Annotated in this window: 19 protein-coding genes and 3 rRNA genes; 20 read left to right on the top strand and 2 right to left on the bottom strand. The window is 41.7% G+C overall.

Translation table 11 applies throughout. The features are described from left to right. Positions 1-23 precede the first annotated feature (23 nt). Positions 24-797, bottom strand: a complete 774-nt coding sequence (locus GL301_RS09145; protein ID WP_003740599.1) for an ABC transporter ATP-binding protein — start codon at positions 795-797, stop codon at positions 24-26. A gap of 68 nt (positions 798-865) precedes the next feature. Between GL301_RS09145 and GL301_RS09140 the strand changes: the two genes are divergently transcribed. The 19 genes from GL301_RS09140 (at position 866) to GL301_RS09050 (ending at position 21,024) form a co-directional block, all read left to right on the top strand. Then, the gene (locus GL301_RS09140; RefSeq protein ID WP_003728431.1) at positions 866-1,471 is read left to right on the top strand and encodes an HD domain-containing protein; all 606 of its coding nucleotides are present in this window, start codon (positions 866-868) and stop codon (positions 1,469-1,471) included. Positions 1,472-1,808: 337 nt separating this feature from the next. Continuing rightward, positions 1,809-3,358: ribosomal RNA gene (locus GL301_RS09135) — 16S ribosomal RNA — on the top strand. Positions 3,359-3,604: 246 nt separating this feature from the next. After that, positions 3,605-6,536 (top strand): 23S ribosomal RNA (locus GL301_RS09130). A gap of 77 nt (positions 6,537-6,613) precedes the next feature. Further along, a 5S ribosomal RNA gene (gene rrf / locus GL301_RS09125) occupies positions 6,614-6,729 on the top strand. The 16S, 23S and 5S rRNA genes sit together here, the layout of an rRNA operon. A 127-nt stretch (positions 6,730-6,856) precedes the next feature. Continuing rightward, on the top strand, positions 6,857-7,381 hold the full coding sequence (locus GL301_RS09120) for a DUF2179 domain-containing protein (protein WP_003726218.1): 525 nt from the start codon (positions 6,857-6,859) through the stop codon (positions 7,379-7,381). A gap of 205 nt (positions 7,382-7,586) precedes the next feature. Continuing rightward, positions 7,587-8,075: a 5-(carboxyamino)imidazole ribonucleotide mutase gene (gene purE, locus GL301_RS09115; protein WP_010958945.1), complete on the top strand. Its 489-nt coding sequence runs from the start codon at positions 7,587-7,589 to the stop codon at positions 8,073-8,075. Beyond that, positions 8,068-9,192: a 5-(carboxyamino)imidazole ribonucleotide synthase gene (gene purK / locus GL301_RS09110; protein ID WP_003742397.1), complete on the top strand. Its 1,125-nt coding sequence runs from the start codon at positions 8,068-8,070 to the stop codon at positions 9,190-9,192. Before purE ends, purK begins: the two co-directional genes overlap by 8 nt. An 18-nt stretch (positions 9,193-9,210) precedes the next feature. Beyond that, the gene (purB, locus tag GL301_RS09105) at positions 9,211-10,503 is read left to right on the top strand and encodes an adenylosuccinate lyase (RefSeq protein ID WP_003726215.1); all 1,293 of its coding nucleotides are present in this window, start codon (positions 9,211-9,213) and stop codon (positions 10,501-10,503) included. Between the two features lie 80 nt (positions 10,504-10,583). Then, positions 10,584-11,297, top strand: a complete 714-nt coding sequence (gene purC, locus GL301_RS09100) for a phosphoribosylaminoimidazolesuccinocarboxamide synthase (RefSeq protein WP_003726214.1) — start codon at positions 10,584-10,586, stop codon at positions 11,295-11,297. 11 nt (positions 11,298-11,308) lie between these two features. Further along, a complete protein-coding gene (purS, locus tag GL301_RS09095; RefSeq protein WP_003722248.1) occupies positions 11,309-11,554 on the top strand; it encodes a phosphoribosylformylglycinamidine synthase subunit PurS in 246 nt (81 codons plus the stop codon). 3 nt (positions 11,555-11,557) lie between these two features. Beyond that, complete coding sequence (gene purQ / locus GL301_RS09090) at positions 11,558-12,241, top strand: phosphoribosylformylglycinamidine synthase subunit PurQ (protein WP_003726212.1); 684 nt, start codon at positions 11,558-11,560, stop codon at positions 12,239-12,241. After that, a complete protein-coding gene (gene purL / locus GL301_RS09085; protein WP_009918191.1) occupies positions 12,234-14,453 on the top strand; it encodes a phosphoribosylformylglycinamidine synthase subunit PurL in 2,220 nt (739 codons plus the stop codon). The genes purQ and purL overlap by 8 nt, the downstream gene beginning before the upstream one ends. Next, a complete protein-coding gene (gene purF / locus GL301_RS09080; RefSeq protein ID WP_003722245.1) occupies positions 14,438-15,865 on the top strand; it encodes an amidophosphoribosyltransferase in 1,428 nt (475 codons plus the stop codon). The genes purL and purF overlap by 16 nt, the downstream gene beginning before the upstream one ends. A gap of 18 nt (positions 15,866-15,883) precedes the next feature. Continuing rightward, positions 15,884-16,933 (top strand): phosphoribosylformylglycinamidine cyclo-ligase, encoded by a 1,050-nt coding sequence (gene purM / locus GL301_RS09075; protein WP_070298239.1) that lies wholly within the window; start codon positions 15,884-15,886, stop codon positions 16,931-16,933. Further along, the gene (gene purN, locus GL301_RS09070; protein ID WP_003726209.1) at positions 16,930-17,496 is read left to right on the top strand and encodes a phosphoribosylglycinamide formyltransferase; all 567 of its coding nucleotides are present in this window, start codon (positions 16,930-16,932) and stop codon (positions 17,494-17,496) included. Before purM ends, purN begins: the two co-directional genes overlap by 4 nt. A 5-nt stretch (positions 17,497-17,501) precedes the next feature. Beyond that, positions 17,502-19,031, top strand: a complete 1,530-nt coding sequence (purH, locus tag GL301_RS09065) for a bifunctional phosphoribosylaminoimidazolecarboxamide formyltransferase/IMP cyclohydrolase (RefSeq protein ID WP_003726208.1) — start codon at positions 17,502-17,504, stop codon at positions 19,029-19,031. A 24-nt stretch (positions 19,032-19,055) separates the two neighbouring features. After that, positions 19,056-20,318, top strand: coding sequence for a phosphoribosylamine--glycine ligase (purD, locus tag GL301_RS09060; RefSeq protein WP_003728225.1), 1,263 nt, complete (start codon positions 19,056-19,058; stop codon positions 20,316-20,318). A gap of 138 nt (positions 20,319-20,456) precedes the next feature. Next, positions 20,457-20,753: a YerC/YecD family TrpR-related protein gene (locus GL301_RS09055; protein WP_003720075.1), complete on the top strand. Its 297-nt coding sequence runs from the start codon at positions 20,457-20,459 to the stop codon at positions 20,751-20,753. 16 nt (positions 20,754-20,769) lie between these two features. Then, a complete protein-coding gene (locus tag GL301_RS09050; protein WP_003728226.1) occupies positions 20,770-21,024 on the top strand; it encodes a hypothetical protein in 255 nt (84 codons plus the stop codon). A gap of 42 nt (positions 21,025-21,066) precedes the next feature. Here GL301_RS09050 and GL301_RS09045 read toward each other — a convergent pair whose 3' ends face one another. Next, positions 21,067-22,422: a sodium-dependent transporter gene (locus GL301_RS09045; RefSeq protein WP_003728227.1), complete on the bottom strand. Its 1,356-nt coding sequence runs from the start codon at positions 22,420-22,422 to the stop codon at positions 21,067-21,069. A gap of 206 nt (positions 22,423-22,628) precedes the next feature. Between GL301_RS09045 and GL301_RS09040 the strand changes: the two genes are divergently transcribed. Continuing rightward, positions 22,629-23,306 carry a heptaprenylglyceryl phosphate synthase gene (locus GL301_RS09040; RefSeq protein WP_003731566.1) on the top strand — a complete coding sequence of 226 codons (678 nt, stop codon included), beginning with the start codon at positions 22,629-22,631 and terminating at the stop codon, positions 23,304-23,306. Positions 23,307-23,348: the final 42 nt, after the last annotated feature.

The raw sequence follows: 23,348 nt of genomic DNA, 5'->3' as shown, positions 1-23,348 counted from the left end.
TTTTCGTATTCTAACTATACCATTTACTTCGGATAGACTGCAATGGAGCCGTCTTTTATCCGAATTAATTCTACTGGCTTTTGATAAAAATCTTGAAGAACTTCCTCTGTCAAAAGATTTTCTGTTTTTCCGTGATGAGTTATTTCCCCGTCACGCAGTAAAATGATATTATCGAAGCAGGGAAGAATTTCTTCCGTATGGTGAGTAACAAAAAGCATCGTTGGGGATTCTGGCAGTTCCGCAATCTTCTTAATTCTTTCTAATAAGCGCTCCTTTGCAAATAGATCAAGCCCATTACAAGGTTCATCTAAAATAAGTAACTTAGGACTTGCCATTAAAGCACGTGCAATTAAAACAATTTGACGCTCTCCTTGCGATAAAATTTTATACGGCTTTCCAATAAGTGTGCTACCGCCACAATCGGTAAGCAGCTTTTTCGCTTGGTCAATCTCCGCAGTAGTGACTTTCTCATAAATGCCAATACTTGCAAATTTCCCACTAAGTACAATTTGCTCGCTGAACTCATACTCTTTCAGCTGATGATCAAGCGCATTACTAACCCAACCAATCGATTTACGTAACTCTGGCAAAGAGGTCTGTCCAAAAACATGCCCAAGTACTTGAAGATTTCCACTGCTAGGCCAAAGATACCCATTTAAAAGTTGCAACAAAGTTGTTTTTCCAGAACCGTTTAGTCCGAGTATTGCCCAGTTTTCCTTATCATTAACCACCCAATTAATATCCGATAAAATCATTTTATTATCACGCTTTAAACAAACATTCTCAAAAGCAAACATCGAATACCCCATTTCCATTTTCTACTATTGTACATGAAAATAACGTAAAAAAGGAGCCAATACTAATGATGAAGCAAGAAGAAATAATAATTGCAGCGCAAAAATGGATGCAATCCCATTTCGAAAAGGAAACTACTGGACACGACTGGGAACATATTAAACGAGTCTGGCATTTAAGTAAACAAATCCAAGCAACAGAAGGCGGAGATAAATTTGCAATCGAATTAGCAGCATTGTTTCACGACTATAATGATAGCAAACTAACATCAGATCCAGCACAAGCAACAGAAGTAATCACGCATTGGATGAAAGGAAAAGAAATTCCTGAAGAGGTAATCAGTAAAATCATCCGAATCATCCAATCAGTCTCATTTAAAAATGGGAAAAATCCTACCCAAGCTTCTACAATAGAAGAAAAAATAGTTCAAGATGCAGACCGCTTAGATGCAATTGGTGCAATTGGTATAGCTAGAACATTTACATACGGAGGGGCGCACAATAGAGAAATCGCTAATCGAGATCATCCGGAAAATACCACATTACAACACTTTTACGATAAATTGCTCCTAATTCAAAAACAGCTAAAAACAAAGACTGGTCGGGAACTTGCAGGAGAAAAACAAAAAATTATGCAGGAATTTATACATGCACTAGAGAAAGAATTAAAAATATAACTTAAAAGGCTTGTATTTAATATAAAGCTGTTATATAATGATAAAGCTGAATTGATACAAATTGATTCATCAAAAACATTTTAAAAATAGTTGTTGACGTGATTTCAACTTTATGGTAAGATTTAAAAGTTGCGTTAACAAAGCAACTGACCTTTGAAAACTGAACAAAAAAGAAGACGAAAAGCAATGAGACGTAAAGTCTCACTGGTAATCGCAGGGCAGAAAACAGAAAGCTGTTTTCAACAAAACAAACTAGTAATTTAATTGCTAGCGAAGTCAATTTGACGCAAGGAATCTTATTCACGGTGTTGAATAAGTATTCAAATTCAATTTATATTTTAAAGAGAGTTTGATCCTGGCTCAGGACGAACGCTGGCGGCGTGCCTAATACATGCAAGTCGAACGAACGGAGGAAGAGCTTGCTCTTCCAAAGTTAGTGGCGGACGGGTGAGTAACACGTGGGCAACCTGCCTGTAAGTTGGGGATAACTCCGGGAAACCGGGGCTAATACCGAATGATAAAGTGTGGCGCATGCCACGCTTTTGAAAGATGGTTTCGGCTATCGCTTACAGATGGGCCCGCGGTGCATTAGCTAGTTGGTAGGGTAATGGCCTACCAAGGCAACGATGCATAGCCGACCTGAGAGGGTGATCGGCCACACTGGGACTGAGACACGGCCCAGACTCCTACGGGAGGCAGCAGTAGGGAATCTTCCGCAATGGACGAAAGTCTGACGGAGCAACGCCGCGTGTATGAAGAAGGTTTTCGGATCGTAAAGTACTGTTGTTAGAGAAGAACAAGGATAAGAGTAACTGCTTGTCCCTTGACGGTATCTAACCAGAAAGCCACGGCTAACTACGTGCCAGCAGCCGCGGTAATACGTAGGTGGCAAGCGTTGTCCGGATTTATTGGGCGTAAAGCGCGCGCAGGCGGTCTTTTAAGTCTGATGTGAAAGCCCCCGGCTTAACCGGGGAGGGTCATTGGAAACTGGAAGACTGGAGTGCAGAAGAGGAGAGTGGAATTCCACGTGTAGCGGTGAAATGCGTAGATATGTGGAGGAACACCAGTGGCGAAGGCGACTCTCTGGTCTGTAACTGACGCTGAGGCGCGAAAGCGTGGGGAGCAAACAGGATTAGATACCCTGGTAGTCCACGCCGTAAACGATGAGTGCTAAGTGTTAGGGGGTTTCCGCCCCTTAGTGCTGCAGCTAACGCATTAAGCACTCCGCCTGGGGAGTACGACCGCAAGGTTGAAACTCAAAGGAATTGACGGGGGCCCGCACAAGCGGTGGAGCATGTGGTTTAATTCGAAGCAACGCGAAGAACCTTACCAGGTCTTGACATCCTTTGACCACTCTGGAGACAGAGCTTTCCCTTCGGGGACAAAGTGACAGGTGGTGCATGGTTGTCGTCAGCTCGTGTCGTGAGATGTTGGGTTAAGTCCCGCAACGAGCGCAACCCTTGATTTTAGTTGCCAGCATTTAGTTGGGCACTCTAAAGTGACTGCCGGTGCAAGCCGGAGGAAGGTGGGGATGACGTCAAATCATCATGCCCCTTATGACCTGGGCTACACACGTGCTACAATGGATAGTACAAAGGGTCGCGAAGCCGCGAGGTGGAGCTAATCCCATAAAACTATTCTCAGTTCGGATTGTAGGCTGCAACTCGCCTACATGAAGCCGGAATCGCTAGTAATCGTGGATCAGCATGCCACGGTGAATACGTTCCCGGGCCTTGTACACACCGCCCGTCACACCACGAGAGTTTGTAACACCCGAAGTCGGTAGGGTAACCTTTATGGAGCCAGCCGCCGAAGGTGGGACAGATAATTGGGGTGAAGTCGTAACAAGGTAGCCGTATCGGAAGGTGCGGCTGGATCACCTCCTTTCTAAGGAAAAGGAAACCTGTGAGTTTTCGTTCTTCTCTATTTGTTCAGTTTTGAGAGGTTAGTACTTCTCAGTATGTTTGTTCTTTGAAAACTAGATAAGAAAGTTAGTAAAGTTAGCATAGATAATTTATTATTTATGACACAAGTAACCGAGAATCATCTGAAAGTGAATCTTTCATCTGATTGGAAGTATCATCGCTGATACGGAAAATCAGAAAAACAACCTTTACTTCGTAGAAGTAAATTGGTTAAGTTAGAAAGGGCGCACGGTGGATGCCTTGGCACTAGGAGCCGAAGAAGGACGGGACTAACACCGATATGCTTTGGGGAGCTGTACGTAAGCGTTGATCCAGAGATTTCCGAATGGGGGAACCCACTATCTTTAGTCGGATAGTATCCTTACGTGAATACATAGCGTGAGGAAGGCAGACCCAGGGAACTGAAACATCTAAGTACCTGGAGGAAGAGAAAGAAAAATCGATTTCCTGAGTAGCGGCGAGCGAAACGGAAAGAGCCCAAACCAAGAAGCTTGCTTCTTGGGGTTGTAGGACACTCTATACGGAGTTACAAAAGAAAGTTATAAATGAAGCGGTCTGGAAAGGCCCGCCAAAGACGGTAACAGCCCGGTAGTTGAAATGGCTTTCCCTCCAGAGTGGATCCTGAGTACGGCGGAACACGTGAAATTCCGTCGGAATCCGGGAGGACCATCTCCCAAGGCTAAATACTCCCTAGTGACCGATAGTGAACCAGTACCGTGAGGGAAAGGTGAAAAGCACCCCGGAAGGGGAGTGAAACAGTTCCTGAAACCGTGTGCCTACAAGTAGTTAGAGCCCGTTAATGGGTGATAGCGTGCCTTTTGTAGAATGAACCGGCGAGTTACGATTTGTTGCAAGGTTAAGCGGAAAAAGCGGAGCCGTAGCGAAAGCGAGTCTGAATAGGGCGCATAAGTAACAGGTCGTAGACCCGAAACCAGGTGATCTACCCATGTCCAGGATGAAGGTAAGGTAATACTTACTGGAGGTCCGAACCCACGCACGTTGAAAAGTGCGGGGATGAGGTGTGGGTAGCGGAGAAATTCCAATCGAACTTGGAGATAGCTGGTTCTCTCCGAAATAGCTTTAGGGCTAGCCTCGAGGTAAAGAGTCATGGAGGTAGAGCACTGTTTGGACTAGGGGCCCTTCTCGGGTTACCGAATTCAGATAAACTCCGAATGCCATGTACTTATACTCGGGAGTCAGACTGCGAGTGATAAGATCCGTAGTCGAAAGGGAAACAGCCCAGACCACCAGTTAAGGTCCCCAAATATATGTTAAGTGGAAAAGGATGTGGGGTTGCTTAGACAACCAGGATGTTGGCTTAGAAGCAGCCACCATTGAAAGAGTGCGTAATAGCTCACTGGTCGAGTGACCCCGCGCCGAAAATGTACCGGGGCTAAACATATTACCGAAACTGTGGATGAACCTCTTTAGAGGTTCGTGGTAGGAGAGCGTTCTAAGGGCGGTGAAGTCAGACCGGAAGGACTGGTGGAGCGCTTAGAAGTGAGAATGCCGGTATGAGTAGCGAAAGAAGGGTGAGAATCCCTTCCACCGAATATCTAAGGTTTCCTGAGGAAGGCTCGTCCGCTCAGGGTTAGTCGGGACCTAAGCCGAGGCCGATAGGCGTAGGCGATGGACAACAGGTAGAGATTCCTGTACCAGTGCTAATTGTTTAACCGATGGGGTGACACAGAAGGATAGGGAATCGCACGAATGGAAATGTGCGTCCAAGCAGTGAGTGTGAGAAGTAGGCAAATCCGCTTCTCGCGAAGCATGAGCTGTGATGGGGAAGGAAATTAAGTACGGAAGTTCCTGATTTCACGCTGTCAAGAAAAGCCTCTAGGAAGAGTAGTACTGCCCGTACCGCAAACCGACACAGGTAGATGAGGAGAGAATCCTAAGGTGAGCGAGAGAACTCTCGTTAAGGAACTCGGCAAAATGACCCCGTAACTTCGGGAGAAGGGGTGCTCTATTAGGGTGCAAGCCCGAGAGAGCCGCAGTGAATAGGCCCAGGCGACTGTTTAGCAAAAACACAGGTCTCTGCAAAACCGTAAGGTGACGTATAGGGGCTGACGCCTGCCCGGTGCTGGAAGGTTAAGAGGAGTGCTTAGCTTCGGCGAAGGTACGAATTGAAGCCCCAGTAAACGGCGGCCGTAACTATAACGGTCCTAAGGTAGCGAAATTCCTTGTCGGGTAAGTTCCGACCCGCACGAAAGGCGCAACGATCTGGGCACTGTCTCAACGAGAGACTCGGTGAAATTATAGTACCTGTGAAGATGCAGGTTACCCGCGACAGGACGGAAAGACCCCGTGGAGCTTTACTGCAACCTGATATGGAATGTTTGTACCGCTTGTACAGGATAGGTAGGAGCCGAAGAGACGTGTGCGCTAGCATACGAGGAGGCAATGGTGGGATACTACCCTGGCTGTATGACCATTCTAACCCGCCACGCTTAGCGCGTGGGGAGACAGTGTCAGGTGGGCAGTTTGACTGGGGCGGTCGCCTCCTAAAGAGTAACGGAGGCGCCCAAAGGTTCCCTCAGAATGGATGGAAATCATTCGCAGAGTGTAAAGGCACAAGGGAGCTTGACTGCGAGACTGACAAGTCGAGCAGGGACGAAAGTCGGGCTTAGTGATCCGGTGGTTCCGCATGGAAGGGCCATCGCTCAACGGATAAAAGCTACCCCGGGGATAACAGGCTTATCTCCCCCAAGAGTCCACATCGACGGGGAGGTTTGGCACCTCGATGTCGGCTCGTCGCATCCTGGGGCTGTAGTCGGTCCCAAGGGTTGGGCTGTTCGCCCATTAAAGCGGCACGCGAGCTGGGTTCAGAACGTCGTGAGACAGTTCGGTCCCTATCCGTCGCGGGCGCAGGAAATTTGAGAGGAGCTGTCCTTAGTACGAGAGGACCGGGATGGACACACCGCTGGTGTACCAGTTGTTCCGCCAGGAGCATCGCTGGGTAGCTATGTGTGGCAGGGATAAACGCTGAAAGCATCTAAGCGTGAAGCCCCCCTCAAGATGAGATTTCCCATTTCTTCGGAAAGTAAGATCCCTGAAAGATGATCAGGTAGATAGGTTTGGAGTGGAAGTGTAGCGATACATGGAGCGGACAAATACTAATCGATCGAGGACTTAACCAAAAAATGAAACGAAGTTACCTAACTGAACCCTTTCTTCTCTAGTTTTGAGAGAGCAATCTTTCAACAACTTCATATTGTCTGGTAGTTATGGCGAGAAGGTCACACCCGTTCCCATCCCGAACACGGTAGTTAAGCTTCTCTGCGCCAATGGTAGTTGGGGGCTTCCCCCTGCGAGAGTAGGTCGCTGCCGGGCAATTTGAAAAGTCCTAATTATTTAGGGCTTTTTTTGTTGAAGTGTTTCTTTTGTCAGCTATCTTAATGGATGTTATATTAGTAAAAGACTCAGTGGAATGTAGTTTTTAGGTGGAGGGGTTATTTTAGTGGATAACGGTATATTTATAGTGGCTACTATTTTTATTGTAAATATTTTGTATGTGACGATTTATACGGTGAGGTTACTTTTAACGATGAAAGGTTATCGTTACTTAGCTGCACTTTCAAGTGTGTTTGAAATGATTATCTATGTAGTTGCTCTTAGTTTGGTTTTGGATAACTTAAATAATATTGCCAATGTTTTAGCATATGCTATTGGATTTGGTGTAGGAATTATTGTTGGTATGAAAATTGAAGAGCGAATTGCTTTAGGCTATATTACAGTGAATGTTATTACCAAAGAATATAACTTAGACTTACCAAATCAAATTCGAGATCTAGGTTATGGGGTTACTAGTTGGCTTGCGAGTGGACGTGATGGTGAACGGATGATGCTTGAAATTTTGACTCAAAGAAAGAATGAGCGGAAATTATATAAACACATTATTGAAATTGATAATGGGGCATTTATTGTTTCCTCTGAGCCAAAACAAATTCACGGTGGTTTTTGGGTTAAACAAGTTCGGAAATGAAGAGGAGCTTACCTTTGATGGTAGCTTCTTTTTTTATTTATTTAGTGAAATTAGATACATAATGCTAGTAAAAAGAGCAAATACGACCTAAACACGAACGTTAATAAAATGTAACAATTAAATGTTCGATTTTTCGTTGACATTTATCGTGCCTATTGTTAGAATGAAGGAGTCGAAAAGAGATTATTAAGGAGTTGATCACGTAATGCCTGCTGTAATTGGTGTCATTATGGGGAGTACCTCAGATTGGGATACAATGAAAAAAGCATGTGATGTATTAGATGAATTAGAAATAGCTTATGAGAAAAAAGTGGTTTCTGCTCATCGTACACCAGATTTTATGTTTCAATATGCAGAACAAGCGCGGGAACGTGGTTTGAAAATTATTATTGCCGGTGCTGGGGGCGCGGCGCATTTGCCAGGTATGATTGCGGCAAAGACGACTTTGCCTGTTATTGGTGTGCCAATTAAATCAAAAGCGTTGAATGGAATGGATTCGTTACTTTCTATTGTACAGATGCCTGGAGGTGTCCCGGTAGCGACAGTTGCTATTGGAGAAAGTGGTGCTGTAAATGCTGGCCTTCTAGCGGCGCAAATTTTATCCATAACGGACGATGCAATTACTAACAGATTACAAAAAAGACGTGCTACACTAGAAGAAACAGTTCTAGAAAGTAGTGATTATCTTGGATAAAAAATTTTTACTGACAAATAGTACTATTGGTATTATTGGTGGCGGACAACTTGGACGTATGCTTGCTCTTGCGGCGAAAGCGATGGGGTATCGTATTATTGTTCTTGATCCTACCGCTGATTGCCCAGCTGCTCAAGTAAGTGATGAACAAATTATTGCTGACTATGATGATAAAGTAGCATTACGCGAACTTTCCGAAAAAGCAGATGTAGTTACATATGAATTTGAAAATATCGACTATGATGCTTTGAAAATGACGCAAAACTTAGTATCTGTCCCGCAAGGATCGGAATTGCTTTCGATTACACAGGATAGGATTTTGGAAAAAGCTTATCTGGAATCAGCTAATATTAACATTGCGCCGTATGCGGTTATAGTGGAACAAGATGAAATTGAAAATGAAATTAAAAGTATTGGATATCCTGCTGTTTTAAAAACGGCACAAGGTGGATACGACGGGAAAGGGCAAGTGGTTATTCATGATGCAAGGGATATTGAAACAGCAGCGAGATTGTTGCGATACGGCTCTTGTGTACTAGAAGCTTGGATTCCTTTTGAAAAAGAGATTTCTGTGGTTGTCGCTCGTAATTTAGATGGGCAAATAGAAACTTTTCCAGTTGCAGAAAATGTACATGTAAATAATATTTTGCATACAACTACGGCTCCTGCAGATGTGGCGGATGACGTGCATGAGGAAGCGGAAGAAATTGCGAGAAAGTTAGCAGATGTACTTCAATTATGTGGTGTTTTAGCAGTAGAAATGTTTGTGACAAAATCAGGGGCTATTTATGTAAATGAACTTGCTCCAAGACCTCATAATTCTGGGCATTTTACAATTGAAGCTTGTTCTATTTCTCAGTTTACGCAGCATATTCGAGCGATTGTTGGATTGCCACTTGTAAAACCAGAACTCTTAAAACCAGCCTTAATGATTAATATTTTAGGGCAACATGTCGATGCAGTGAATAAACAAATGGTGAATTATCCACATTGGTTTGTACATTATTATGGAAAAAAAGAAGCGAAAATCAATCGCAAAATGGGTCATGTTACTGTGCTTGCTGATGAACCAAAAGCGGTTATACAAGATTTAGAAGAAACGCAAATTTGGAAGTAACTGGAGGAATTTAAAAGGATGTTAGAACGTTATACTCGTAAAGAAATGGGCAACATTTGGACAGAACAAAATCGTTATCAGGCTTGGCTAGAAGTGGAGATTTTGGCTTGTGAAGCATGGGCAGAGCTTGGTGATATTCCGAAAGAAGATGTTGCGAAGATCCGTGCTAATGCAAAGTTTGATGTGGATCGGATTCATGAGATTGAACTAGAAACGAGACATGATGTTGTGGCATTTACTCGTTCAGTTTCTGAGTCGCTTGGTGCGGAACGTAAATGGGTTCATTATGGCTTAACTTCAACAGACGTAGTGGATACAGCGAATTCTTATTTACTTAAACAAGCGAATGAGATTTTGCGTAAGGATTTGGAAAATTTCATTGCGATTATTGGCGAAAAAGCAAAAGAACATAAATATACCGTAACAATGGGACGTACACATGGTGTTCATGCGGAACCTACTACTTTTGGCTTGAAGCTTGCTCTATGGTACGAGGAAATGAAACGTAACCTAGAACGTTTTAATTTTGCAGCTGATGGTGTGGAATTCGGGAAAATCTCTGGTGCGGTCGGGACGTATGCGAATATTGATCCTTTTGTGGAGGCTTACGTATGTGAAAAATTAGGAACAACTCCTGCGCCGATTTCTACACAAACGTTGCAACGCGATCGCCATGCAGAATATTTGGCAACACTTGCATTAATTGCAACTTCTGTAGAAAAATTTGCGGTAGAAGTACGTGCACTGCAAAAAAGTGAAGTGCGTGAAGTGGAAGAATTCTTTGCAAAAGGACAAAAAGGTTCATCTGCAATGCCGCATAAACGTAATCCAATTGGTTCTGAAAATGTAACTGGATTAGCGCGCGTTATTCGCGGTCATATGGTTACTGCTTATGAAAATGTGCCACTTTGGCATGAACGTGATATTTCTCATAGCTCAGCGGAACGAATTATTCTGCCAGATTCCACTATTTTACTTGATTATATTTTGAATCGTTTTGGAAATATCGTGAAAAACTTGACGGTGTTCCCAGAAAATATGAAACGCAATATGGACAGAACACTGGGACTTATTTATTCACAGCGTGTATTACTGGCACTTATTGATAAAGGTTTAGCTCGTGAGGCGGCGTATGATGTCGTACAACCAAGAGCAATGGAAGCTTGGGAAAAACAAGTACCTTTCCGTGAATTAGTAGAACAAGATGCAACCATTATTGAAAACCTATCTGCGGAAGAAATTGCAGATTGCTTTGATTACAACTATCACCTGAAGAATGTCGACTTAATTTTTGATCGTTTAGGATTATAATTACGGGCAGAATACAACCTAACCTCTTTGATATTTATTTTTTCAAAGAGGTTAAGTAATTTATAAGGAGATAAATTATCGTGACTAATGAACTGGTTTATGAAGGAAAGGCAAAACGACTTTTTAAAACAGAAGAAGCAGGTGTCTTGCGTGTTGCCTATAAGGATGATGCGACAGCGCTAAACGGGGTGCGAAAGGAATCTTTTGCTGGGAAGGGTGAGCTTAATAACCAAATTACATCGCTTATTTTTTCTCATTTAGCAGGAGCGGGAATAGAGAGTCATTTTATTCGAGCGATTTCGGAAACGGAGCAATTGGTGAAAGAAGTATCAATTATTCCACTTGAAGTGGTTGTTCGCAATGTGATGGCTGGGAGTCTTGCGAAACGGCTTGGAAAAGAAGAAGGCGAGCTAATTCCAAATGCGATAGTAGAATTTTACTATAAAGATGATGCGTTAGATGACCCGTTTATTAATGATGACCATGTGCTTTATTTAGAGCTTGCGACAACGAGTGAGATGGATATAATTCGCCAGGCTGCTCGTTCGATTAATAAGGTGTTACAAGAATTATTCAATCAAATGAATATTACGCTAATTGATTTTAAATTAGAATTTGGTCGGGATGCGACTGGGAATATTTTACTAGCAGATGAGATTTCGCCTGATACATGTAGACTTTGGGACAAGGAAACAAATCAAAAGCTCGATAAGGATGTCTTTCGTCGGAATATTGGCAATTTAACAGATGTGTATACAGAAGTATTGAATAGATTAAAGCAAGTTCAAAACTAGGAGGCCACAAAATGTATAATGTCAAAGTTTATGTCACTTTAAAGAAAAGCGTATTAGATCCACAAGGTGTTGCAGTAAAAGATGCAGCGAAAAGCATGGGTTATGAGGAAGTAGAAGATGTTCGTATTGGTAAATTTATGGAACTAAAAGTTGCAAAATCAGATCGAGATATTCATGAAGTATTGAATGAAATGTGCGACAAACTGCTAACAAATCCGGTGATGGAAGATTACCGATATGAAATAGAGGAGGCTTAAACGATGAAATTTGCTGTCATTCAGTTCCCAGGTTCTAATTGTGATCTTGATATGCTACATGCGATTCGCGATTCTCTTGGCGAGGAGGCGGAATATGTATGGCATGCGGAAACAAGTCTTGCAGGCTTTGACGCGGTTTTACTTCCAGGTGGATTTTCTTACGGAGATTACTTGCGAACTGGTGCGATTGCGAAATTTTCAAGTATTATGCCAGAAGTTTTACGCTTTGCTGAAATGGGAAAACCAGTGCTTGGTGTGTGTAACGGATTCCAAATTTTAACTGAAATTGGTTTACTGCCAGGTGCTTTAATTAGAAACAATAATTTGCATTTTATTTGTAAGACGGTGCCGCTTCGTGTGGCGAATGCAAGTACGATGTTTACCGGGCTTTATAAAGAAGGCGAAATTATCCAAGTTCCAGTTGCTCACGGGGAAGGTAATTATTACTGTGACGATGAAACACTTTTAAAATTAAAAGATAATAACCAAATTGTGTTTACATATGATAGCGTGAATCCGAATGGTAGCCGTGCGGATATTGCGGGGATCGTAAATGAGCGCGGTAATGTGCTTGGAATGATGCCACACCCAGAACGCGCGGTAGAAGAAATTATTGGCGGTACAGATGGTTTAAGACTTTTCGAGTCCGTTGTAAAAGCTTGGAAGGAGGAACAAGTAAATGCCTAACATGGAGCCAACGACAAAAGAAATTAAAGAACAAAAGATTTATCAAGAAATGGGCTTAACTGATAGTGAATATGAGCTTGTTTGTTCGATTCTTGGACGCGAGCCTAATTATACAGAAACTGGGCTTTTCTCTGTTATGTGGTCGGAACATTGTAGCTATAAAAATTCTAAACCAGTACTTCGGAAATTTCCTACAGAAGGCAAACAAGTATTACAAGGACCTGGTGAAGGCGCTGGGATTGTCGATATTGGCGATGGTTTAGGTGTTGCTTTTAAAGTGGAGAGTCATAATCATCCATCCTACGTGGAGCCGTATCAAGGGGCTGCGACTGGGGTCGGCGGGATTATCCGTGATGTGTTCTCGATGGGAGCTAGACCGATTGCAATGCTTAACTCGCTTCGTTTTGGTGAGTTAGATACACCCCATGCGAAATACTTAGTTAGTGAAGTCGTTGCGGGAATCGCAGGATACGGTAACTCCATTGGGATTCCAACGGTTGGTGGCGAAATCCAATTTGATCCTTGTTATACAAAAAATCCGCTAGTTAATGCAATGTGTGTTGGTTTAATCGAGGCGAAAGATATTCAAAAAGGGCAAGCAAAAGGAATTGGTAATCCGGTGATGTATGTTGGCGCTAAAACTGGTCGTGACGGGATTCATGGTGCTACTTTTGCTTCTGTAGAGTTTAGTGAAGAAGGTGAACAACAACGCTCTGCTGTACAGGTTGGCGATCCTTTTATGGAGAAATTGTTGCTTGAAGCTTGTTTAGATGTGATTCGTGATCATTCGGATATTTTAGTGGGAATTCAAGATATGGGAGCAGCTGGTCTCGTTAGTTCAAGTTCTGAAATGGCCTCAAAAGCGGGCGCTGGGCTAGAATTAATTATGGATGATGTGCCGCAACGAGAACTAAATATGACGCCTTATGAAATGTTGCTTTCTGAATCGCAAGAACGGATGCTTCTATGTGTGAAAAAAGGGCATGTGGAAGAAATCCAAGCGTTATTTGAACGTTATGGTTTAGAGGCTGTTGTGATTGGTCAAGTAACAGATGATAAAATGTACAAAATTATTCATCATGGTGAAGTAGTTGCGAACGTTCCTGTAGATGCGCTTGCAGAAGATGCGCCAGTTTATCATAAACCTTCCAAAGAGCCAGCTCGTTATCAAGCTTTCCAAGAAGAGGAATCGTTTGTGCCAGTTATGGAGGATGTGGTCGGTGTTTGGAAGGAACTGCTTGCTCAGCCAACGATTGCTAGTAAGCGCCATATTTATGAGCAATATGATTATCAAGTTCGGACGGATACAGCTGTTGTACCTGGTTCAGATGCGGCGATTGTTCGTGTGCGTGGGACCGAGAAGGCAATTGCCATGACAACTGATTGTAACTCACGCTATTTGTATCTTGATCCAAAAGTAGGCGGAGCGATAGCGGTTGCGGAAGCGGCGCGCAATATCGTTTGTTCTGGCGGGAAACCACTAGCGATTACAGATGGACTGAACTTTGGAAATCCTGAAAAACCAGAAATTTTTTGGGAAATTGAAAAAGCGGCTGATGGTATTAGTGCGGCTTGTTTAGAACTTGATACGCCTGTTATCTCTGGTAATGTATCGCTTTATAATGAAACAGATGGTACCGGAATTTATCCAACGCCAGTCATTGGAATGGTTGGTTTAGTAGAAGATTTGGCACATATTACGACACAAGATTTTAAAAATAGTGGCGATGTGATTTTCTTAATTGGTGAAACAAAAGCTGAATATAGTGGTTCGGAATTGCAAAAATTGCAACAAGGGAAAATTAGCGGACGTGCGCCGGAATTAGATTTAACGACAGAGAAAAAATACCAACAATTACTTCTAACGGCGATTCAGGAAGGTCTAGTTGCTTCTAGTCACGATTTGGCAGAAGGTGGATTTGGTGTTGCCCTTGCGGAAGCGACTTTTAAAGCAGGGCTTGGTGCGGATGTAGAAGTACCGTTTGAGTTGAATCAACTATTCAGTGAATCGCAATCACGTTTCTTAGTATCGGTAAAACCGGAAAACGAAGCAGCTTTTGCGCAATTAATGGAACTGGAAAAAGTATACCGCCTTGGTGTAGTAACCGAGGATGATACGATTCGTGTGAAACATAAGGAAGATCAAGTTACAGCGAAAACAACGGAATTACGATCCATTTGGGAAGGGGCTATTCCATGCTTGCTGAAGTAAAAGGACTTAACGAAGAATGTGGTATTTTTGGTATTTGGGATCATCCTAATGCAGCGGAAATCACCTATTATGGGTTGCATAGTTTACAACATCGCGGTCAAGAAGGTGCCGGAATTGTTTCGACAGACGGTGAAACACTAAAAGGTCACCGAAATCTCGGCCTTTTAGCAGACGTATTTAAACATGGTGAACTAGACGATTTAAAAGGTAAAGCAGCCATTGGCCACGTTCGATATGCGACAGCTGGTCAAAAAAACTTAGGGAACGTACAACCATTTTTATTTCACTTTCATAGTTCTTCTTTAGCACTTGCGCATAATGGAAATTTGGTTAATGCGAAAAGTTTACGCCGTGAACTAGAAGAAGAAGGCGCTATTTTTCAAACGAGTTCGGATACAGAAGTGTTAGCGCATTTAATTAAACGTAGCCATACAGGTGATTTTGTGGAAGATTTAAAAGTGGCTTTGAACAAGGTTAAGGGTGGCTTTGCGTACATGCTTCTGACGGAAGACACGATGTATGCGGCGCTTGACCCGAATGGTTTTAGACCGCTTTCGATAGGTCGCATTGGTGATTCTTACGTAGTTGCTTCGGAAACATGTGCCTTTGAAACGGTTGGCGCTGAGTTTGTCCGCGATGTGGAGCCAGGTGAACTAATTATTATTAATGATGACGGGCTTCGAATTGAAAAATTCACGGAAAATGTGACGCATTCGATTTGCAGTATGGAATACATTTATTTTGCGCGACCTGACTCTAATATTGCTGGAATTAATGTCCACTCGGCAAGAAAACGTTCTGGGAAAAGATTAGCAAAAGAGGCTTTTATTGATGCAGATGTGGTTACAGGTGTACCAGATTCCAGTATTTCTGCAGCGATTGGTTATGCGGAGGAAGCTGGTCTTCCTTACGAACTTGGTCTCATCAAAAATAGATATGTGGCAAGAACTTTTATCCAGCCATCACAAGAACTTAGGGAACAAGGCGTTAGAATGAAACTTTCTGCCGTGCGCGGGGTTGTGGAAGGAAAACGCGTTGTCATGATTGATGATTCGATTGTTCGCGGGACGACAAGTAAACGCATTGTCCAGCTTTTACGTGAAGCAGGAGCGGCGGAAGTTCATGTAAGAATCGCTTCTCCACCACTTGCTTATCCTTGTTTTTATGGAATTGATATCCAAACGCGAAATGAATTAATCGCTTCTAATTATTCTGTTGATGAAATTTGTCGGATTATTGGGGCTGATTCTTTAGAGTATTTGAGTGAAGAAGGTTTAGTAGATTCCATTGGCAGACCTTATCCGAACGAACCTTACGGGGGACTTTGTATGGCTTATTTCAACGGCGATTACCCAACCCCTTTATATGATTATGAAGCGGAATATTTAGCGAGCTTAGAAGCAGAAAAATAATGAGGAGTGACAAATCGAATGGCAGAAAATGCATATAGTAAAGCAGGCGTGGACGTAGAAGCTGGCTATCAAGTTGTAGAACGTATCAAAAAACATGTGGCTAGAACAGAGCGATTAGGCGCGATGGGGGCACTTGGTTCATTTGGTGGAATGTTTGACTTAAGTAGTTTGCATTTAAAAGAACCTGTCCTTGTTTCTGGTACGGATGGTGTTGGGACAAAATTACTTTTGGCAATTGAAGCAGATAAGCATGATACCATCGGGATTGACTGCGTGGCAATGTGTGTGAATGACATTTTAGCTCAAGGCGCCGAGCCATTATTTTTCTTAGATTATATCGCTACTGGAAAAACAGATCCAGTGAAAATGGAACAAATTGTTAAAGGCGTGGCTGACGGCTGTGAACAAGCTGGTGCGGCTTTAATTGGCGGCGAAACTGCTGAAATGCCTGATATGTACGGCGCGGAAGATTATGATTTAGCTGGTTTTACTGTTGGGGCTGTAGAGAAACAGAAGCTAATTACAGAAGGCGCAGTCAGAGAAGGAGATACACTCATTGGTATTCCATCAAGCGGAATTCATAGTAATGGTTACTCCCTTGTGCGTAAAATTTTCTTTAAAGATAACGAATTGACACTCGATGCGGAAATCAGTGAACTAGATGTACCGCTTGTGGAAGAGCTACTTAAACCGACACGGATTTATGTGAAGCCAGTTTTAGAAGTATTGAAAGAGGTAGATGTGCACGGAATTACGCATGTGACGGGTGGCGGATTTGTAGAGAATTTACCGCGGATGTTAACAAATGATTTAGCTGTCAAAGTGGAGCTTGGTTCGTGGCCGGTGTTGCCGATTTTTGACGTTATGAAGAAATACGGCCAATTGAGCGAACTTGAAATGTATGAAATTTTCAATATGGGCATTGGTATGGTGTTGGCAGTTGCGAAAGCGGATGTGGAAAGAACATTAGAAGTACTCGTTCAAAACGGGGAAGCGGCTTATGTTATTGGAGAAGTTACGACACGTGAAAATGATGCGGTTATTTTCACAGGAGGCACAAAAGGATGAATATAGCCATTTTTGCTTCGGGTAACGGTTCGAATTTTCAAGCTTTAGTGGATGATGCGTTTATTAAGCCTCATGTGAAACTACTGGTATGTGATAAACCAAATGCTTATGTTTTAGAACGCGCAAACACACATCAGATTCCGGTGTTCCTTTTTGAAGCGAAAAATTATCCGGATAAAGAAGCTTTTGAGACAGAAATTTTACTAGAACTTCGCGGGTTGGAAATTGATTTGTTAGTGCTAGCAGGATATATGCGTTTGATTGGGCCGACTTTATTAGCAGAATTTCCCGAGCAAATTGTCAACCTGCACCCATCGTTGTTACCTGAATTCAAAGGAAAAGATGCTATTGGTCAAGCAATTCAAGCGAATGTTTCAGAAACTGGTGTCACCGCGCACTTTGTGGATGCGGGAATGGATACTGGACCAATTATTGATCAAGTGAAAGTACCGATTGAACATGCGGAAACTGTAGATACTTTAGCTGGAAAAATTCATCAAGTAGAACATATTTTTTATCCAAAAGTGATTCGAGGATTAATTCAAAATGGAGGGAACGATTAATTATCATGAAAAGAGCGCTTATTAGTGTGTCAGATAAAAACGGCATCGTGCCATTTGCAGAAAAATTAGTAGAACTTGGAGTAGAAATTATTTCGACAGGTGGAACAAAAGCGGCATTTGAACAAGCTGGCGTACCGGTAACAGGAATAGAAGAAGTAACTGAATTTCCAGAAATGCTTGATGGTCGCGTGAAAACACTTCATCCAGCAATTCATGGTGGGTTACTGGCAAGACGCGATACAGCTGAACATATGGAAGCTATTGCGGCACACGATATCAAGCCAATTGATTTAGTCGTTGTAAATTTATATCCTTTCCAAGAAACGATTCAAAAATCTGGTGTTACTTTAGAAGAAGCGATTGAAAATATTGATATTGGCGGACCTTCGATGTTACGCTCAGCTGCGAAAAATTATGCAGCGGTAACTGTTGTAGTTGATACAGCGGATTACGATACGGTACTTACAGAACTAGAAGAACACGGCGCAACTACTTTTGAAACGCGCCAACGTCTAGCTGCGAAAGTTTTTCGGCACACAGCGGCCTATGATGCTTTAATTGCAGAATACTTAACGAACATCACTGGAGAAACTTTCCCAGAAAAAGTAACATTAACTTACAATCGAAAACAAGTTTTGCGTTATGGTGAAAATCCTCACCAAGATGCCGCTTTTTATACAGAACCTGGCACGGTAGAAAATTCAATTAGTTCCGCGAAACAGTTGCACGGTAAAGAGTTATCTTACAACAATATTCGGGATGCAGATGCAGCACTTAAAATTGCAAGTGAATTTACAGAGCCGGTCGCGGTTGCAGTAAAACATATGAATCCATGCGGCGTTGGTGTTGGAGAAAATATTGAAGAAGCTTATTTGAAAGCTTATGAAGCGGATGAAACGTCTATTTTTGGAGGGATTGTTGCCTTAAATAAAGAAGTGGATGCGAAAACAGCCGAACATATGAGCAAAATTTTCTTAGAAATTATTATTGCGCCAAGTTTCTCTGAAGAAGCGTTTGCCATTTTAGCGAAAAAGAAAAATATTCGCTTGTTAACTGTTCCGTTTGCCGGTTCCGTAAAAGGTTTCGAGAAAACATCTGTAAATGGTGGACTTCTTATTCAAGCGAGCGATTCTGTTATAGAAGATACAGCGAGTTATGAAGTAGTAACGGAAAAACAACCTACAGAAGCGGAAATGAAAGCATTAATTGCTCAGTGGAAAATTGTGAAACATGTAAAATCCAATGCGATAGTAGTAGGATCTGATAAACAAACACTTGGAATTGGTGCAGGACAAATGAATCGAATCGGTTCCGCGTTAATTGCACTTAAGCAAGCTGGCGAGAAAGCAAAAGGTGCTGTACTTGCCTCGGATGCCTTTTTTCCAATGGATGATACGGTCGAAGCTGCGGCAAAAGCGGGAATCACAGCGATTATTCAGCCTGGTGGATCCATTAAAGACAAGGAATCCATTGAGATGGCAAACAAATATGGTATTTCCATGGTTCTAACTCATGTACGACACTTCAAACATTAATCCTCAAAAAGGACGTGTAAATAAATGAACTTATTAGTAGTTGGTAGCGGTGGTAGAGAACATGCTATTAGTAAAAAATTATTAGAATCCAACAATGTCGAAAATGTATACTGTGCTCCGGGAAACGACGGAATGCGTTTAGACAACATCCAACTCGTAGCTATTTCTGAAACGGATAAAGCTGGTTTAATTGATTTTGCTAAAAAAGCAGAAATTGCTTTTGTTATTGTTGGGCCTGAAGTGCCTCTTTTAGAAGGCGTTGTCGATGCTCTCGAAGAAGCTGGAATTAAAGCATTCGGTCCAAAAGCAAATGCAGCATTAATTGAAGGCAGCAAAGATTTTGCGAAACAATTTATGGAGAAATATGCTATTCCAACCGCAGCATCAAAAACCTTCACCGATTATGCGGAAGCGAAAGCATACTTGGATGAGCGCGGTGTGCCAATCGTCATTAAAGCAGATGGACTCGCTGCTGGAAAAGGAGTCACTGTAGCGTTAGAAATGGAAGAAGCAGTTCTTGCATTAAAAGATATGATGCTAGAAGAAAAATTCGGTGACGCATCTCTCAAGGTCGTTATCGAGGACTTTTTAGCGGGAGAAGAGTTTTCATTGATGGCGTTTGTAAATGGGGAAGAAGTTTATCCAATGGCTATCGCGCAAGATCATAAACGCGCTTATGAAGGCGATAAAGGACCAAATACTGGCGGAATGGGAGCTTATTCTCCGGTACCACATATTTCTGAAACAGTAGTAGACGAAGCTGTCGAAAAAATTCTTCTTCCAGCTGCAAAAGGAATGGTAAAAGAAGGTCGTTATTTCCGCGGAATTCTCTATGCTGGGCTTATCTTAACCGCAGAAGGCCCAAAAGTAATTGAGTTTAACGCACGCTTTGGTGATCCGGAAACACAAGTTGTTTTGCCTCGTTTAGAGAGTGATTTTGCAGCACTGATAGACGCTTTACTCCATAACGAAAAACCAGATGTGCGCTTTAAAAAATCAGGGATTACGCTAGGAGTTGTCCTAGCAAGCGCCGGTTATCCAGAGCATTATGAAAAAGGAAACAAATTAACTGGTCTAAATGATGTTGCAGAAGATGTAGCGATTTATCATGCAGGTACAAAACAAGATGAAAATGACGATTTTATTTCTGATGGTGGACGCGTCTTGCTACTAGCAAAAGAAGCAGAAACGATGACTGATGCACGCACATTACTTTATCCAGAAATGCAAAAACTAGATAACCCGAATTTCTTTTATCGAATTGATATTGGCACAAAAGCAGAATAATTGAAAAGTACTATCTCAAGGATAAATTCCTAGATAGTACTTTTTTTGTTCATTAAGTGAAGAGAAACGTTTGTGTTTTACGCGTTGGTACGTTAAAATATGAAAGTAGGATATATGAGATTATTTGGAGGTAAAGATATGCAAATAGAGAAGTTGCGTGGACAAGGATTGGATGAATTCTTCCAAGGGATTTTAACGCTCGAGAATTTAGAAGAATGTTATGCTTTTTTTGATGATGTTTGTACAGTGAATGAAATACAGTCCATGGCTCAACGTTTCCAAGTAGCAAAAATGCTTCATGATGGAAAAACATATAATGTGATTGAATCTGAAACTGGGGCAAGTACAGCAACTATTTCACGTGTAAAACGTTCACTTCATTATGGTAATGATATGTATGATGTAGTATTTTCAAGAATGACGAAGCCAGAATAAGATTGTAGGGATTATATTGAAAAAGTTTAATAGTAAAACCTATCAGATTGTCATCATCTCTATTCTTGCGCTTGCAGTTATTTATTTTGTGATTAATATGATTGCCACTGGCACGGGGCTTGATTTTTCTTTACTGTGGCACTGGGTCTTTATTATTTGTTTTATTTTCACGACACTTGCTAATGTTAGAGAAAAACGAGCAATTGGTACGGCGATTGGCCTTAGTGGAATCTTGATTTGTGTAACAAGCATTGTCCTTATGGCAATATAAGAAAAGCAATCTCGCTAAAAACTTAGCGGATTGCTTTTTTTGTTAAAACAGAAAATCGATTAAACCAGTTGCGGAGAGGAAGACGAAAATAATCGCGATTGGTGCAATATATTTAATAAGAAAGAGCCAAAGAATAAACACTTTTTTTCCAAAATGGCTGCTTGTGGTAAATTCTTTTAAAAGTAATTCACGAGGTAATCGGTAACCAACGAAAATTGCGATAAATAAAGCACCAACTGGCAAGATAATATTCGACACAAGATAATCGGCAGCATCAAAAATACTTAGTCCGAAAATCTGAACATCGCTCCAAACGCCAAAACTAAGCGCACTTGGAATAGCCATCAAGACAATCACGAGCCCCATCCAAAGACTTGCTTTTTTACGATTAACACCCGCATTCATCAGTGGCGCAACCGTTGCTTCAAGCATCGAGAAACTAGAGGTTAATGCGGCGAATAAGAATAAAATCAAGAAAATAATAAAGAACAACATCCCAAAGGGCATTTGATTGAAGATCGAAGGTAAAATAACGAATAGCAATCCAGGTCCCGCATCTGGTGTAATATTAAACGAAAATGCTGCCGGGAAAATGGCCAATCCCGCAAGAAGCGACACAAACACATTCATAAGCGAAACCGAAATGGCAGACTGCGGTAAACTAGTCGACCGATTTAAATAAGAACTATAGGTCACCATTACTGAAATCCCCACACTGAGTGAGAAGAAGGCCTGACCAAGCGTTATAAGAACCGTTTGCGCTGTGAAATGACTAAAATCTGGACGTAAGAAAAATGCGACACCTTCCATCGCACCAGGTAGTGTTAAGGACCTGATAATTAAAACAATAAATAAAATAAATAGAGCTGGCATCATAAACTTACTCATTTTTTCAATTCCACTAACAACTCCGCGGCTAATAACAATGACATTTAGTAAAATAAAGAGAATCGTTGCGCCAACTGATATCCACGGGTTAGCTGTCGTCACTTGGAAATCATGCAGCAGACTTGCTTGATTTTCGCCAGCAATCCCGCCAGCAAGTGTTTTAATTAAGTAAGTGATAATCCAACCACCAACTACGCTATAAAACGAAAATAAAATACTTGCGCCTACAACGCCTAATTTTCCAAGTAAATTCCACTTTGTTCCGGGCGCGAGTGTTTTATAAGCTTGAACAGCATCTCCGCCAGAGCCTCGTCCAATCACAAATTCTGCAATTAAAAGTGGCATCACAACGAGTAAAGTTAAAACTAAAAACAATAAGAAAAATGCGCCACCTCCTGCAGTTGCAGCCACATAAGGCAGTTTCCAAATCGCGCCAATTCCTATTGCGGACCCAGCGGATGCTAATATAAACCCGACTTTTGAGCCCCATTCTTCTCTGTTTTCTTGCATAATATCCCCATTTCCTTTTTTCTATGTAAATACTCAGAAGTCTTAATAAAATCAAATTTTCCTCATCATACCATAAAATAAAAGCTATCCCAACAGCAACTGGTAAAAAAAGCTTAAAAAAAGTTAAAATTTTTGGTCGTAAGGGTGCGATGAAATGTAACTAATGCTATAATAAGATATCCCATTATAGAGACTTGGAGGAGCAAATGAAGCATTTATTCAAGTTAGACCCAGCAAAGAATTTACCAATGAATGATCTAACGAAGCTCGTCCATTCTGGAACCAATGGATTTATTATTGGTGGGACGGATAATGTACAAATCGAAGCAGTCCAAAAGCTCTACGAATTATTAGGTGAAACGGACTTGCCGATTTTCCTTGAAATAAGCAACGAATCCATGATTTTACCTGAAGCAGACCATTTTTTAATTCCAGTAGTGTTGAATACAGAAAATAGTAAATGGACACACGGTTTACACCAGGAGTTAATCAAAGAAATGGGAGCATTTATTCCTTGGAAACGAGTCACAGCAGAAGGCTACGTTATTTTAAATAAAGATGCAAAAGTGGCTCATTTAACAGAAGCGAAGACCGATTTAACGGACGAAGACATCGTTGCCTATGCGCGGTTAGCAGAGAATATATTTCATCTGCCCATTTTTTATGTCGAATATAGCGGCATGTACGGAGATCCAGAGGTTGTAAGAAAAGCAAGTGCCGCATTAAGTAATACAAAATTTTGGTATGGGGGCGGAATACGTTCAAAAGAACAAGCTGCTGAAATGGCAAAATATGCGGATACGATTATTGTTGGCAATATTATTTATGAAGATTTAGAAAAAGCACTAGAAACCGCAACTATTTTTAGGAAGAAAACGGTTTGATTATAAAGTGTAGTATGATAAAATAAGAACAAATGTTTGTAT

The organism is Listeria sp. LM90SB2 (assembly GCF_028867355.1).
Lineage (GTDB): Bacteria > Bacillota > Bacilli > Lactobacillales > Listeriaceae > Listeria > Listeria monocytogenes_B.
This window is presented reverse-complemented; position numbering and strand designations above follow the sequence as displayed.

Coding starts and splice junctions, on each gene's coding strand:
- GL301_RS09145 (WP_003740599.1), bottom strand. CDS start 797: ATGTTTGCTTTTGAGAATGTTTGTTTAAAGCGTGATAATAAAATGATT.
- GL301_RS09140 (WP_003728431.1), top strand. CDS start 866: ATGAAGCAAGAAGAAATAATAATTGCAGCGCAAAAATGGATGCAATCC.
- purE (WP_010958945.1), top strand. CDS start 7,587: ATGCCTGCTGTAATTGGTGTCATTATGGGGAGTACCTCAGATTGGGAT.
- purB (WP_003726215.1), top strand. CDS start 9,211: ATGTTAGAACGTTATACTCGTAAAGAAATGGGCAACATTTGGACAGAA.
- purS (WP_003722248.1), top strand. CDS start 11,309: ATGTATAATGTCAAAGTTTATGTCACTTTAAAGAAAAGCGTATTAGAT.
- purQ (WP_003726212.1), top strand. CDS start 11,558: ATGAAATTTGCTGTCATTCAGTTCCCAGGTTCTAATTGTGATCTTGAT.
- purL (WP_009918191.1), top strand. CDS start 12,234: ATGCCTAACATGGAGCCAACGACAAAAGAAATTAAAGAACAAAAGATT.
- purF (WP_003722245.1), top strand. CDS start 14,438: ATGCTTGCTGAAGTAAAAGGACTTAACGAAGAATGTGGTATTTTTGGT.
- purM (WP_070298239.1), top strand. CDS start 15,884: ATGGCAGAAAATGCATATAGTAAAGCAGGCGTGGACGTAGAAGCTGGC.
- purN (WP_003726209.1), top strand. CDS start 16,930: ATGAATATAGCCATTTTTGCTTCGGGTAACGGTTCGAATTTTCAAGCT.
- purH (WP_003726208.1), top strand. CDS start 17,502: ATGAAAAGAGCGCTTATTAGTGTGTCAGATAAAAACGGCATCGTGCCA.
- purD (WP_003728225.1), top strand. CDS start 19,056: ATGAACTTATTAGTAGTTGGTAGCGGTGGTAGAGAACATGCTATTAGT.
- GL301_RS09055 (WP_003720075.1), top strand. CDS start 20,457: ATGCAAATAGAGAAGTTGCGTGGACAAGGATTGGATGAATTCTTCCAA.
- GL301_RS09045 (WP_003728227.1), bottom strand. CDS start 22,422: ATGCAAGAAAACAGAGAAGAATGGGGCTCAAAAGTCGGGTTTATATTA.
- GL301_RS09040 (WP_003731566.1), top strand. CDS start 22,629: ATGAAGCATTTATTCAAGTTAGACCCAGCAAAGAATTTACCAATGAAT.